The organism is Limnothrix sp. FACHB-1083, assembly GCF_014696485.1.
Lineage (GTDB): Bacteria > Cyanobacteriota > Cyanobacteriia > CACIAM-69d > CACIAM-69d > CACIAM-69d.
The window spans coordinates 1-14131 of the sequence record NZ_JACJQD010000012.1; the positions used below are offsets into that span (position 1 = coordinate 1).

Genomic DNA, 14131 nt, shown 5'->3' on the forward strand with positions numbered 1-14131 from the left:
ATGTCCATTGGGCATCCTGCCGTGTTTATGGGCTTTGCTGTGACCGCACAGAGGGCATTCCATGGCGTGAACCTTCATCCATCAGTCTCTCTACTCTATCAATCCCACATTAGATTGACGTACGACCCTATCTCTTTCAATTTTGTTCGTCCCCGATCAGCCCTTCAGATTTCTCAGAGTTAATTAGTGAAAGAAGATATAGCCTGGATGAGTGAAAATTAGATCTCTTGAATTTTGATTTGAATGAGTTTCAGATCCAATAATTAGGAGGGTGATCATTGCATACCAACTAACTGCTTGATGGCATTTACCATGTAACGCGATAATCAGTTTAGATGTAATTTTTAGTTCTGGATTTAAACATCAATCCTAAACATTCACTTAAAAGATTGATTCGAGAAATTAATTACTAAATTGATAATTAATTGATTGAATTATTCATCAAATGATGGATTTGGAGATTTTTAAAATGAATGAGACAATAGTGCCAATAGGGATATTTGAAAAATCAAAATCGACATATCAAAAGTTTATAAATCAACGAATCTAGCAGTAAAAATAAGAGGCTGCGGTTTTTAATTTCACAACAACTGGCGTTTGGCAAGTACTCCAAGATACTATTCAGGTGCTTTCCGAAGGCGGGGTACAGAATCGATCGGGACGCTTCTGTTGAAACCAGGCTTGTAATTGTTGCTGACAGTCTTGGCCCAAGACACCGCCAATAACCGGCAATCGGTGATTAGAAGCGGCACTGGCGGGCAAATTAAGCACAGAACAAATGGCTCCCGCTTTGGGATCGATCGCCCCAAAAACAAGCAACCCAAGTCTAGCGTTAATAATTGCCCCCGCACACATGGGGCAAGGCTCCAGAGTGACGTAAAGAACGCAATCGTTTAGATGCCAATTTTGGCGCGATCGCCCGGCCCGTTGAAGCGCCAAAATTTCCGCATGACCCGTGGGATCGCCATCCCGTTGCTTGCGGTTTTCGGCCTGCGCGATCGCTTGGCCTTGTCCATCCACCACGATCGCCCCCACGGGCACATCCCCAGCGGCCCCGGCAGCGGCGGCCAATTGCAAGGCGTGACCCATCCAATGTTGATGTTGGGGGTGTTCCGGCTCCAGGAGCGTGCGATCGATTTGGCAGCTTTTGCGAGCAGCGTTTCCCGAGGTGATCAGTTGTGGTGTTTCCAGCCCCTGACTGATTCGCAACATCGCTCTCGCCCCGCAACTTTGCAACTCCAACAACCTGCTACCAACTGGTTTCTAGCCAATTAACGCTACCCGTGAGCCGCTTGGCTCCTAGCCGCGATTGGCAGCCTCCGCCCCCCAAGCGGCGATCGCCACGGCCAACGCATCGGCCGCATCGTCCGGCTTGGGCAAGGTGGTCAAATTCAGTTCCCGGGCCACGGCGGCTTGCACTTCGGGCTTCTTGGCGTTGCCGTAGCCGGTGAGGGCTTGCTTAATTTGGGCCGGTGTGAATTCTACCCAAGGAAGTTGCCGTTGAGCCAAAACCAGCAACACCACCCCACGGGCTTGGGCTACGGCGATCGTGTTGCCCATCCGATAAAAAAAGAGTTTTTCGATCGCCACCCGATCCGGCTCAATTTGGTCAATGACCGCGTGCAAATCGTCGTGAAGGGTCACCAACCGATCGCCAATGGGCTGGCCGGCAGGGGTGGCAATGATACCAAAGTCGATCAATTCGATCGCCACCGGGTCGATCGCCACCGGATCGCTCGATCGCCAACCCAACGAACCATCACTCCCAAAAACCGGATCCCCAACGACAGGAACGCTAATTGCCCCGAATCCTAAAATGGCTAGCCCCGGATCAAGGCCCAGAATCCGTTCCCGATCGGCCATAGCTACTCCATGAATCGATCGAGCCGCTTGCGCACCGACAGCCGCACCAACGCCCGCACCAGCAACACCACCGCCACTCCCGACCCCGCAAACACAAAGGCCGCCCAGTGAGCCAGGGGCCCCGTCACCAAAACCGCCCCGCTAATTAACAAACAGCCCGCCAAGCAGGTGTACATCAAACATTCGATCGACAGGTTCAGGCGTTTCAGGGCCCGATCAGTTTCCGTCGATCGCACCCGCAGTTCCAGCTCACCCCGTTCAATTCGTTGCTCCAGCCGCTGAATTGCCAGCACCGTTGGATTCGGCTTGCTCAGTTGCGCTTGCACCGTATCCAGGGCCAACTTAGCCAAGCCCAGCCATTTTTGGGTTTTGTTGGCTCCTGGCCCTTCCGCGAGCGATCGATTGGGATCAATGCCCGCAAACTGCTTCACAAAGGGTTTGGCCAGCGCAATCAGGTTATATTCCGGATCCAGTCGCCGCGCAATGCCATCCAGCGTTGTAATCGACTTCAAAATGTAAGTCATTTGGGCCGGCAGTCGGAACGGTTGCTGCTCAAATAAAGTGGCAATTTCCCGGCGCATTTCCGTGAATGCATTCACATCCACCGGCCGCTCTGCAAACCGTTCCAGGGTAAATTGCAGCAGTTTTCGCACCGGTCGCATATCCGAAACCGGCTCAATTAATCCCATGGAAATTAGGGATTCCAACACCGATTCACTATCTTTTTTCAGAACCGCAAACAGGGTTTGCAGCATCTGTTCTTTGGCCAGGGATTTCACTTCCACAAACATGCCAAAGTCATAGAAAATCAGCGATCCATCTTGGGTCACTGCCAGGTTTCCCGGATGGGGATCTGCCTGAAAGAAACCATCTTGCAAAAGCTGTTTTAAGTAGCAACAAACGCCCAACTGATTCAGCTTTTTGGTGTCAATGCCGCAGGACACCAGCGCTTCGCAGTCATCCACCTTAATTCCCGGCAGATATTCCATCACCAACACGCGGGAAGTGGTGTAGGGCCAATGGATTTTGGGAACTCGGACATTTTGAAATTCCTGAAAGTTTTGGCGAAAATGATCGGCGTTGTGGGCCTCGTGAACGTAGTCAATTTCTTGATAGAGAATCCGAAAAAATTCTTGATAGATGGACTCCAAATCGTATTGCTGAGTCCAGGGAAAGAGCAGCTCGCTCCAGTGAATTAAACGCCGCAGAACTTTGAAATCCAGATCAAACAGCGGCTCTAGACCCGGGCGCTGAACTTTGACCACGACCCGATCGCCCCCAGGCAGCACGGCCCGGTGAACTTGCCCCAAACTGGCCGCCGCGATCGGCTCCGGTTCAAATTCTAGAAAGAGTTCCTGAACAGATTGGCCCAGCTCTGCTTCGATCGTGGCGATCGCCAGATCCGTGCTGAAGGGCGGCACGGCATCCTGCAATCGGCTGAGGGCGGTGATATATTCCCCCGGCAACAGATCGGGGCGGGTGGACAGGGCCTGTCCCACTTTGATAAACGCGGGTCCCAAGTTCACCAGGGTCTGGGCTAGCCACTGGGCCCGGCGACTGCGTTGCTCACTGCTGTTTTGTTTGCGAACACGATCCCACCACAGGGCCGAGACAAATCGCCCGATTGCGATCGTCACGTCCTTCTGCCGTTCCCAACTGGAATATCGGGGTTTTTGCCAACGGGGGGCTAGGGGCTGGGGCTTGGCTTTAACCAGCATTCGAGCGATCGAGCAAAGTAGCAGTCTCAGTGTAGGGGATTTTGGCGAAGCCAGTCTCAGCCAACTAATTCCAGCCAATTAATTCCAGCCAATTAATCTCAGCAAGCCCTAATCCAAGCCCTAATCTCAGTTCATGCACTAACGAACTAGCTTGCGGGTCACGGCTGGAGGAATTGGATCGATCGGGGCGATCAGGATGGTCGGGGCATCAGCTCCCGATCGATCCCTAAAGTTTTGGGGCGATCGGCCGATCTTACGGTTACGACAGAGCCAGAATCAGTCCGATACCGCTCAATTAACTCAATTAACTGACGGAAGTGCCACCAAGGCCCATTTCAGACCCCAATTGGCTGCCCAAGCCGTAATGGTTGATGCAGCAGAACAGATCACCCAAGGTCAACAATGGCCAGCTTCAGTGTTCAGACCTCGGAGCTGAGGTTTTGAGAGTTCCGACTTTTGAGGTTTAAGTTTGGGATTCAAGTGCTCCGGCCTTGATCTGTCCAAGTCCAAACCCCAAAGCTCGCTGCCATCAAAGCACCAGAGCCGCCTAGAAGCATCACAGCAGGTTCACGGGATCTCACGCGCAAAACCCGCGCAAACGACCCATGAAGACTTATTCTGATTCTGGCAATTGACCGCTGGATGGGGCGATCGCACTTGGCCACCCGATCGCGGGGCACAATGCCCATCCCAACGGCCCGCATCGAGTTCGCTTTTGGATTTGGAGAAAACGCATGGAAATGACCGACACGGGGATCGTCGAAATTCACGCGCGAGAAATTTTGGATTCGCGGGGTCGTCCCACCGTCGAAGCCGAAGTCACCCTCGAATCGGGGGTAACCGGCCTGGCTCAGGTTCCCAGCGGCGCATCCACCGGCACTTTTGAAGCACACGAACTGCGGGATGACGACCTCGGCCGCTATGGTGGCAAGGGCGTGCTGAAAGCCGTTGAAAATATTGAAGAGCAAATTTCGCCGGAACTCTACGGCATGGATGCGCTTGATCAAGCCAGCATTGACCTGGCCATGATTGAGCTGGATGGCACGCCCAACAAGTCCAAAATCGGTGCGAATGCCATTCTGGCCGTGTCGCTGGCCACGGCGAAGGCCGCCGCCGCCACCGCCGGGTTGCCCCTCTATCGCTACCTGGGCGGCCCCTTGTCGAATGTGTTGCCCGTGCCCCTCATGAACGTGATTAACGGCGGGGCCCACGCGGACAACAATGTGGACATCCAAGAATTCATGATTGTGCCCCACGGGGCCAGCAGCTTTGCGGAGGCCCTGCGCTGGGGGGCGGAAGTGTTTGCAGCCCTGAGCAAGGTGCTGAAGGATAAAAACCTGCTGACGGGCGTGGGCGATGAGGGCGGCTTTGCGCCGAACTTGGGTTCCAACCAAGAGGCGCTCGATTTGCTGATTGCGGCGATCGAGAAGGCCGGCTACAAACCGGGCGAGCAAGTGGCGCTGGCGCTGGATGTGGCTTCGACGGAGTTGTACAAGGGTGGGAATTATGCCTTTGATGGGGCAACCCACAGCCCGGCGGAAACGATCGCCTATTTGGACAAGTTGGCGAGCCAGTACCCGATCGTGTCGATCGAGGACGGCCTGAGCGAAGACGATTGGGACAACTGGGCGGCGATGAATGCCAGCCTGGGCAGCCGCACCCAACTGGTGGGCGACGATCTGTTTGTGACCAATCCAACGCGCTTGCAAAAGGGGATTGAGCTGAAGGCGGCCAATGCCATTTTGATTAAGCTGAACCAAATCGGGACGCTGACGGAAACCCTGGAGGCGATCGACCTGGCCACCCGCAGCGGCCTGCGCTCGGTGATTAGCCACCGTTCCGGCGAAACGGAAGACACGACGATCGCCGATTTGGCCGTGGCCACGCGCGCCGGTCAAATCAAAACCGGTTCTCTCTGTCGGAGCGAACGGGTAGCGAAATATAACCGCCTGCTGCGAATTGAGGATCAACTGGGCGATCGGGCGGTTTATGCCGGGGCGATCGGCTTGGGCCCGAAGTTCTCGAGCTAGGCCTCTCCTGAAAGCTGGTGCAGCCTGGCCGATCGGTTCAGGCTGCGCCTACTAGCATGGCTGCCTTAATTCACTGGGTTAAATGACATGGCTGTTACCGTCACTTGATCGTTAAGCAGCAAGGGGCTTAAGCCCCTTGTTACCACGACTGGCTCCGCAACTTTGACCCAATATTTTAAGGATGTCGCGCTACTACCCTCTCAAAACCCGATCAGGCTCGGCTGGCAGCTCGCCATAGAGACAAAACGCATTTTTTCCCATCCCCTTGGCCGCAAACATGGCGGAATCGGCATATTCAATGAGCTGATCGGCCGTTTCCGCATCGTCGGGAAACAGGGCCACACCAATGCTGACCGTAATTTGGCAATCACAGCCCTCAACGCGATAGGGCTTGCTGACGGCGGCCAGGAGTTTTTCGGCCACCCTGGCCGCCACGTCCCCTTGGGGAATGGCCGGCAACAACGCCACAAATTCATCACCGCCAAATCGGGCGATCGTGTCGCTGCCTCGCAGGTTTTGGGTCAGGCGTTGGGCACATTCAATCAGCAACAGATCGCCGGCCCGATGGCCCAAGGTGTCGTTCACGGCCTTGAACCCATCCAAGTCCAGATATAAAACCGCGCTCATGAACCGATCCTGGCGGGCTTGTTGCAGCGCCACATCCAAGCGCTCATAGAAATATTTACGGTTCACCAATCCCGTGAGGCCATCGTGGCGAGCTTGGTATTGCAACACATCGTGGGCTAGCTCCAGTTGCTGGGTATAGTCCCGCAGTTCGGCGGCGGTGCGGCGTAATTCCGCTTCGGCTCGGCACTGCTCGGTAATGTCGCGCATCACCCCCACCAGGAACTGATTCCCGGCCCGATCGCGGTGGAGGGTGCGCTTGGTGCTCACCATTCGTTCTCGACCAAAGGGATCGGGCCAGGCGAATTGGGTTTCGGCGGGCCCCAACTGGTCGATCGCCCGTTGATCTTCCGCCGTGAGGGCAGCGGCCAACTCAGGAGAAAACACATCCTCTGCCCTTTTACCCAACAGATCGGTGGTGGTTAGCCCCGTGAAGTTGCAAAAGGCAGGATTCACGGCAATCCAGCGCCGATTTTGGTCTTTCACAAACAGTGGCTCGGGAATGGCGGCCAAAACTTGCTGAAAAAAGAGGGTCGATCGGGTCTGTTCCTGTTGCCGCTGAAAGGCCAGCAGCCACAGCCCCCCGGCGCTGGCCAGCGTGCCCATGGCCACCGGCACGATCGGAATCCACCACCCCCACCCCAGGCTCAGGCTGGTGAAACTGCCGATGCCTAACAGGGCCAAGGCCAGGTGAAAAGCCGCCTGGCCCATGGAGCGCGATCGCTTCACGGCGATCGCCCCGGCCGCAGTCCACAGCAAAATCCAAACCTGTTCCACCCAGTCGGGCCAAGTGCGAATGGGCGGCCGCCCCTCGATCGCGGACTCCAACAGTTGCTCGATCGCCTGGGCCTGCAATTCCACCCCAAAGATGGGTTGGGCCGAATCCCGTCCTTGGTTGCTATAGGGCGTGTAGGCGTAGTCCTTCAGGCTTTCGGTCATGGCCCCAATGACCACAATTCGCCCACTGAGTTGCGCGGGCGACACCTTCCCCTGCACCACGTCCCGCCACCAAACCACCGGCACGGTTCTGGAGGGGCCCCGCCAATCGGCCAGGATTTGGTAACCACCGGCATCAATGCCCTGGTAGCCGCCACTGTTGGGGTCGATCGGGGACAACCGCAGCCGCCCCAGTTGCAGTTGTTTGGGATCTTCGGTTTTGGTCAGGGTCACTTGGCGCTGTTTCAAATACAGTTGGGCCAACACAAAGGCAAAACTCTGATGCATTTGGCGTTGGCGCGTTTTTGGATCCGTATGCCACCAATAGAGGATGTGGCGGCGCACCAGCCGATCGGGATCGATGATGATGTTGTTAAACCCAATTTGCTGATAGCGAGCCAGGGACGCTGCGGGCAGGATTCCTTTTTTTTCCGAGTCGGGCATCAGCCGAATGCCGACGATCGGGACAGGACTGTTCTGAAAAATTTCCTCTAGGCGTTCCTGACCAGGGGGTAGGGGCAAATCTCGGTAAATATCCAGCCCGATCGCCACGGGACGAGCCGCCACGAGTGTTTCCAGCAGTTTGGCTAAGTCTCGATCGCGGGCGGGCCAAACCTTCAAAAATTGAATATCCGGTTCATCCACCCCCACAATCACCACCCGATCGCGCAGGGGCGGGGTCGATCGGGCCCGAATCAGCCAGTCATAGGCCACCAATTCCGCCTGCTGGAGCCAGCCCCAAGAGCGAGCCAACAGCAAGCCACCGGCCACCGCCGCCACCAACAAAACATCAGCGACCTGGCGCGTTTGCCAGGGCAGGCGTTGATCGCGCCATTGACCCCATTGCCACACGGTGCTTGTTTCCTCTTCGGTGGGTGCTGCCGACTGTTGAACTCCGTAACAACGGTCAGCTCTCAGTCAGAGCACTTGGGTTAAGACAATGCACTTACCCTGAAAACAAGGCACTTACCCTGAAAAAATTTCCTGCCGCTGGGTAATACCGATCAGCCGTTATTCAACCCTAGCGAGGCCGCACCCGCAACCACTGATCTAGCCAGCCAATTTGGCGACGGCGACGGCCCTGGCGCTTGAGGCGCGAAGATTCCAGGGTTTCGTAAGGATAGGGACGCGGCGCACGCTCCACCCGATCGAACGTTCGCCGCGTCACCACCGGATCGGCGGCCGGCTGCTGCCACCACACGGAAATAATTGATCCAGCAGCGCCACCAAAAATCGCCAGCACCAAAGCTGACAGCGTGCTGTAGCCCACCCCCACCAGGGCAAGCCAAAACAGCAAGAACCAAACTAAGCCTTGATACAGATAGCTCACGGGTCTGGGGATTGTCGCGATCGGGGCGGCCGTTGCCCAAATTTGCCAAGTTTGCCAAGTACTGAGCGCGAATTGGGAACCAAATTACTCAGCACCAATTTACTCAGCACCAATGACCGCAGGCAACTTGCGCAGGGCCAACAGCCGCCACCGGGAAAATCAGCTACTGCAACTTTAAATCGCTCCCCCGGGCTGTGTCTACCTCGCGCACCCAAAGGCGTTCCTCGTTGCTGAAGGCCTCGAAGGCCGCCACTTGAGCCGCCAACAGATCAGCCGTGGCATCGGCAATGTCACCGGTTCGCTGATTGAGTCGATCGCGCAGCACCTCGATCGGGGCTTGGCAATGGACAATTTCCAAATCCAATTCCCGTTCTTGGGCGGCGGCAATCACCGTTTGGCGCAAGGCTCGGCGATCGTACTTGGCATCGAGAATCACCGTTTCGCCCCGACTGGCCAGATCCAGCCCCAATTGCAGCAGGTGATCGTAGGTTTTGGCGGTCATTTCGGCACTGTAAAGGGATTGCGGCCCCTTTTGGTCCAGGGGCACAGCGCCCAAGTGTTTGCGCACCGCGTCCGATCGAATCTGAATCCCGTTGGTTTGGCGAGCCAATTGCCGAGCCACGGTTGATTTGCCCGATCCCGACAGGCCACACATCAAAATTACCTGACCCGATCGAGGTTGGGCATAGCTGGCCGCTTGGCGATAGTAGGCGGTGGCCCGATCGTGGGCGGCGGCTCGATCGGCCTCCGGAATCGCCGGGTCATTCAGCAAAAAGGAGGTGACCTTGGCCCGCACGTAGGATTGGCGGCTCAGATACAGCGGCAACAGGGCCAAACCAGCCCAATCGCCCGATCGCTCCGCATATTCATTGACAAAGGCATTGGCCAAATCAATGCGGCCCCGAGCTTCCAAGTCCATGGCCAAAAAAGCCACGTCGTAAATAGTGTCCACAAACCGGAAAGGTTCGTTGAACTCAATGCAGTCAAACAACAGCGGGCGATCGTTCAGCCAACAGATATTGCCCAGGTGCAAATCGCCATGGCCATTGCGAATGAACCCGCCGGTCACACGACTTTGGAATAGCTCCCCATTTTCCGCAAAAAAAGCTTCCGTCCAACTTTGGGTCAGGTCAAATTGCGCTTGGGTTTGGGGCCCGCCAATGTAACCCGTGGTTTGTTGAAAGTTTTCATCAAAGGAAACTTTAATTTGCGGGATTTCCCCAAAGGTATTGATGTAATCACTGGTGGGAGCGGTGCGGTGAAATTCCGCCACCACCCGGGCCAGCTCAATGATCTCTGCTTCGGTGATTTCGCCGCGATCGAACCGGGCGCTCATCAAATTTTCCTGAGGAAATTGATGCATTTTGACGGCATATTCCACCGCCCCATTGCTGGCTTCAGCTTCGCCCACTTCCGCCAATTGGTAGCGATCGCCCGTTTGAATAATGGGAACTACGCCCACATAGAGTTCCGCTGCACTGCGTTGGTTGAGCGCAATTTCTTGAGCGCAAAATTCCTTACGCCGCTCCAGGGTGGAATAGTCCAAAAAGCCAAAGTTCACCGGCTTTTTGAGTTTATAAACCCAGTCTCCCGTGATGAACACAAAGGAAACGTGGGTTTGAATCAGGGCGATCGGCTCCTGCACCGGATGGGGATAGAATTCCGGCTGAAGCATCTGTTGCACCAAGGGCGGCAGCGTCGAATCCATGCACAAAACTCCTGAGGGGGACTGGCTCAATCTCGCTGCTTGCATTCAACAGGTTCAGTGCAGCGAATGCAATGCAACAAATTTTCAATACAAGCGCTCAACAAGCTCTTAACAAGCTTTCAACAAATCCTCAATCAGCCGAATTGAACGCCCAGGACTCCCAATTCAAGATGGGTTCCAAAATACGTTCCAGATACGTTCCAGATACGTTCCAAATGCGCTCCAAATATGTTCAAAACACAAAGTAGGGCAATCGAAACTCAATTGCCCTACTCTCGCTTCATCAAGCATCCAGTTAGATTGCTAGGCGATTTAGCCCTTCGCGGCCAGGAAGCTGACGTGATAGACCATGGTTGACTTCCAGGGGTGCTTTTGCACTTCTTGCAGCACCACGGAACCCTTCCAGTTCAAATCAGCGATCGTGAGTTCAACCGGAGTTTCGCCCACCTTAACCGATCGCAGCATATAACCCAAATCCCGGGCGTTGATCGTCAGCAACACCGAGTTTGCGCCGTCGTGACCATAGAGGTTCGCCGGAATCAAACCTTCGCGACGCAGAGCACCGGGCTTGCTGCCTTCGGGACGGACTTGGGCTTCAAAAGTAAGGCTCATGGATGGTTCTCCTATTGTGGGATCGATCGCACTCAGTCAAGCAAGAATCGGCGGGCGATCGAGCTATCGTCGGCGTAGAAAGCCAAAGAATATTAACAGAAATTCAACCCCATTCCCCAGGCTTGAGCCGTTGAAAGGGAGCCTGAATCATCAGGGCATTTTCAGGCAAGGGCCCGTAGCCAGATGCCCCCCAGGGTTAACGGATTGCGACTAACCCTGATGGGGATGATTGTGGCCGCTGGTTCTTAGGGCTAACTCTGGCCGTTTTCGTACAGCAAGGCGCGTTTGGGGCCGTGAATGGGGTCTTCGATGATGATCGTTTGGTCGCGGCTGGCTCCCAAGGAAACAATCGCGATCGGCACGTCCATCAACTCCGCCAAAAACTTCAGGTAGTCCAGCGCCTGCTTGGGCAAATCTTCCAGATTGCGGCAACCGCTGGTGGAAGTTTGCCAACCGGGCAGGGTTTCGTAAATCGGCTGGCACTTGGCGAATTGGTGCGACCCGGCGGGGAAATTTTCGCAGCGTTGGCCGTCAATTTCGTAGGCCACGCAAACTTTGATTTCCGCCAGCTCATCCAACACGTCCAACTTGGTGATGGCCAAGCAATCCAGGCCGTTGATCCGGGCGGCATAGCGGCCAATGACCGCATCAAACCAACCGCAACGGCGCTTGCGGCCCGTGGTGGTGCCAAACTCGGCCCCCCGTTCGCCCAAATGTTCTCCGGTTTCGTCCAGGGCTTCCGTGGGGAAGGGGCCTTCGCCAACGCGGGTGGTGTAAGCCTTGGCCACGCCAATCACCCGATCGATGATTGTGGGGCCCACGCCTGCCCCAATGCAGGCTCCCCCAGCCACCGGATTGGAAGAGGTGACATAGGGATAAGTCCCGTGATCCAGGTCCAACAGGGTTCCCTGGGCCCCTTCAAACAGAACGTTTCGTTTTTGCTTCACCGCGTCGGCAATTTTGAGCGATGCGTCGATCACATGGGGCCGCAGTCGATCGCCATAGGCCAAATACTCTTCAATCACCGCTTCCGCGTCCAGCGGCGGCAGGTCGTAGAGCTTTTCGAGAATGACGTTCTTTTGGGCGATCGTCCAACGCAGCAAGTCTGGCAGCGCCTCGCGATCGATCAAATCCATGACCCGGATGCCGGTACGCTCGGATTTGTCGGCGTAGGTCGGGCCAATGCCGCGCCCTGTCGTCCCAATCTTGTAGTTACCGCGTTTTTCCTCCGCCGCGCGATCGATCAGCCGGTGATAGGGCATGGTCACGTGGGCCGTTTCCGCAATCAACAGGTTGTCCGTTGAAATACCCAACGCTACGAGCTGATCGAGTTCTTCAATCAGCACTTGCGGATCAATGACCGTGCCCGAGCCAATGATGCACTCGGTTTCGGGATACAAAATGCCAGACGGAATGAGGTGCAGCTTGAACACTTGGTCTTGAACAACGACCGTGTGTCCGGCATTGACCCCCCCTTGGTAGCGAACTACCACGTCGGCCGACCGACTGAGGAGATCTGTAATTTTGCCTTTGCCCTCGTCGCCCCACTGGGCCCCAATTACAACGACGTTAGCCAACGGTTTAGCGGTGTTTGAGTTTACACAAACGACGATTATCAGGATCGAGGTGTAAAGGTGTCAACCGGGCGATCGAGGCGGTGACTGGGTGAAATCGCTCGGGGGGATATAGGCTCGGGCGATCGCGCCCGATTTAATTTTCTTAAGCAACAATAAAAATATCGAAATGATCGTCGGTTCTTGGGCCCGATCGTCATTTTTCGAGGTGAGGTTGAAACGGTTGGTTTTCCGTTCCCCAATCGTCGTAGACAAGGGGCTTAAGCCCCTTGTTTCTCCCGGAATGATCACGGTGGAATCGGGGTTTTGGGCAATTTGACGACCGGCCCAGGGCCCGATCGGGACGATTTCCAGCTTCGATCGCAACTGCTCGCAAGACTCAGTACTCTCGGGGACGCTTCTATGGCATTACATGCAGAACTGCATCGGCATTTGGGTGGTTCGGTCGTGCCTCGGGTGCTGTGGCGCTATTTTGAACGGCATCGATCGGACTTAACGACCCAATTTCCAGACTATGGGGCATTTGAGGATTTCTACACCCGTCCTCGCAAAACCCTGGCGGAGTATTTGGAGCTGCACTCATTGGTGGAAAGTGTACAGACCCAGGAAATGTTGCCCTATTTCATCTATCGCCTGATTCGGGGGGCCTACATTTTCGAAAATTTGGCCTATTTGGAGCTGCGCTACACGCCCTATCTGCGCACCCCTGAGCATTTGCCAATGGGAGAGCGGATCGATCGAATGGCTGACATTGTGCAAACGGTGGGCCAGGCCAGCCAGGTGGTGGATTGCCCGATCGTCACCAGCCAAATTTTATGTATGCATGTCAAGTTGCCCTATGAGGTGAATCGGGCGATCGTGGAGTTAGCAGCTCAGTCGCGGGACTATGTTTGCGCGATCGACCTGGCGGGCGGTGACGATTTGTACGGCGATCGATTGCATGAGTGGATTGAGCTATACGAATTAGCGCGATCGCTGGGTCTCAAAACCACGGGCCATGTTTACGAAACTCCCATGGGGCAATGTCCCGACCTTTTACCGCTGTTGATGCGAATTGGCCATGGGATTCAAATTCCCTTGCAATATCCCGAACTGCTACCCGAGTTGGCCCGCCGGGGACAATGTTTGGAAGTATGTCCCACCACCTATCTCAAAACGGGAACCATGAGCGATTTACGGGAACTGAAAACCGTGTTCGATCGCTGCTTTGAGGCGGGGGTTGAGATTGCTATTTGCACCGACAATGCGGGTTTACATAATGTGCGGTTGCCCTTTGAATACGAAACCCTGCTGACCTTGGATGTGATTGATTTTGAGCAACTGGAAGCCTGCCAAGAAGCAGCATTTCGTCATGCGTTTGCTTGGCCCCACAGTGCTCGCCCGGCGGCCGTTTTGGGCAGTTTGTTCGATCGCAAAATTCCGCGCGATCGGGCGATCAGTGAACCACTGCCGGTTTAGACAAATTTTCTAGTTGTCGGATCGGGTGAAGTACCCAGTCAGTGCAGACTGCAACATCGTTGAAACGGCGGGGCCATCGATCATAATCTCGATCATGATCATGTTTCAGATCTTTGAGATCCTCCTCATTCCGGGAGGATTTTTTGTATAACCGTGCAAGAAACAATCGAACAGCCCAATTTAATGCAATAACTTGCGTTGCTGTAGAAGCAGGTTTCAAGACAATCTTATTTTTGAGGTTGTCGTAACTTTTTCGTTTTCGTTTTCGGCATACCTCG

General features: G+C 55.1%; 11 protein-coding genes. 2 read left to right on the plus strand and 9 right to left on the minus strand.

Going from position 1 to position 14131, the window contains the following annotated elements:
* Positions 1 to 621: 621 nt before the first annotated feature.
* The 3 genes from tadA to H6F46_RS14965 form a co-directional block, all read right to left on the minus strand.
* Positions 622 to 1212, minus strand: coding sequence for a tRNA adenosine(34) deaminase TadA (gene tadA, locus H6F46_RS14955; protein ID WP_190355544.1), 591 nt, complete (start codon positions 1210 to 1212; stop codon positions 622 to 624).
* A gap of 87 nt (positions 1213 to 1299) precedes the next feature.
* Entirely contained in the window at positions 1300 to 1863 is a 564-nt protein-coding gene (gene ruvC, locus H6F46_RS14960) for a crossover junction endodeoxyribonuclease RuvC (RefSeq protein ID WP_190355545.1), read from the minus strand.
* A gap of 2 nt (positions 1864 to 1865) precedes the next feature.
* Entirely contained in the window at positions 1866 to 3581 is a 1716-nt protein-coding gene (locus H6F46_RS14965) for an AarF/ABC1/UbiB kinase family protein (protein ID WP_099531892.1), read from the minus strand.
* A 740-nt stretch (positions 3582 to 4321) separates the two neighbouring features.
* On the opposite strand from H6F46_RS14965, the gene eno reads away from it, so the two are divergent.
* Positions 4322 to 5611, plus strand: a complete 1290-nt coding sequence (gene eno, locus H6F46_RS14970) for a phosphopyruvate hydratase (RefSeq protein ID WP_190355604.1) — start codon at positions 4322 to 4324, stop codon at positions 5609 to 5611.
* A gap of 192 nt (positions 5612 to 5803) precedes the next feature.
* Here eno and H6F46_RS14975 read toward each other — a convergent pair whose 3' ends face one another.
* From H6F46_RS14975 to H6F46_RS15000, 6 genes are all read right to left on the minus strand, one after another.
* Positions 5804 to 8023 (minus strand): CHASE2 domain-containing protein, encoded by a 2220-nt coding sequence (locus H6F46_RS14975; RefSeq protein ID WP_190355546.1) that lies wholly within the window; start codon positions 8021 to 8023, stop codon positions 5804 to 5806.
* 169 nt (positions 8024 to 8192) lie between these two features.
* Positions 8193 to 8501 carry a hypothetical protein gene (locus H6F46_RS14980; RefSeq protein ID WP_099531896.1) on the minus strand — a complete coding sequence of 103 codons (309 nt, stop codon included), beginning with the start codon at positions 8499 to 8501 and terminating at the stop codon, positions 8193 to 8195.
* A gap of 163 nt (positions 8502 to 8664) precedes the next feature.
* Positions 8665 to 10209, minus strand: a complete 1545-nt coding sequence (locus H6F46_RS14985) for a bifunctional aminoglycoside phosphotransferase/ATP-binding protein (RefSeq protein ID WP_190355547.1) — start codon at positions 10207 to 10209, stop codon at positions 8665 to 8667.
* Positions 10210 to 10521: 312 nt separating this feature from the next.
* Positions 10522 to 10821 carry a 50S ribosomal protein L25 gene (rplY, locus tag H6F46_RS14990; RefSeq protein ID WP_099531898.1) on the minus strand — a complete coding sequence of 100 codons (300 nt, stop codon included), beginning with the start codon at positions 10819 to 10821 and terminating at the stop codon, positions 10522 to 10524.
* 251 nt (positions 10822 to 11072) lie between these two features.
* Positions 11073 to 12398, minus strand: coding sequence for an adenylosuccinate synthase (locus tag H6F46_RS14995; RefSeq protein WP_190355548.1), 1326 nt, complete (start codon positions 12396 to 12398; stop codon positions 11073 to 11075).
* Between the two features lie 60 nt (positions 12399 to 12458).
* Positions 12459 to 12761: a hypothetical protein gene (locus H6F46_RS15000; RefSeq protein ID WP_190355549.1), complete on the minus strand. Its 303-nt coding sequence runs from the start codon at positions 12759 to 12761 to the stop codon at positions 12459 to 12461.
* Between the two features lie 36 nt (positions 12762 to 12797).
* Between H6F46_RS15000 and H6F46_RS15005 the strand changes: the two genes are divergently transcribed.
* On the plus strand, positions 12798 to 13853 hold the full coding sequence (locus H6F46_RS15005) for an adenosine deaminase (protein ID WP_190355550.1): 1056 nt from the start codon (positions 12798 to 12800) through the stop codon (positions 13851 to 13853).
* Positions 13854 to 14131 lie beyond the last annotated feature (278 nt).

Coding starts and splice junctions, on each gene's coding strand:
- tadA (WP_190355544.1), bottom strand. CDS start 1,212: ATGTTGCGAATCAGTCAGGGGCTGGAAACACCACAACTGATCACCTCG.
- ruvC (WP_190355545.1), bottom strand. CDS start 1,863: ATGGCCGATCGGGAACGGATTCTGGGCCTTGATCCGGGGCTAGCCATT.
- H6F46_RS14965 (WP_099531892.1), bottom strand. CDS start 3,581: ATGCTGGTTAAAGCCAAGCCCCAGCCCCTAGCCCCCCGTTGGCAAAAA.
- eno (WP_190355604.1), top strand. CDS start 4,322: ATGACCGACACGGGGATCGTCGAAATTCACGCGCGAGAAATTTTGGAT.
- H6F46_RS14985 (WP_190355547.1), bottom strand. CDS start 10,209: ATGGATTCGACGCTGCCGCCCTTGGTGCAACAGATGCTTCAGCCGGAA.
- rplY (WP_099531898.1), bottom strand. CDS start 10,821: ATGAGCCTTACTTTTGAAGCCCAAGTCCGTCCCGAAGGCAGCAAGCCC.
- H6F46_RS15005 (WP_190355550.1), top strand. CDS start 12,798: ATGGCATTACATGCAGAACTGCATCGGCATTTGGGTGGTTCGGTCGTG.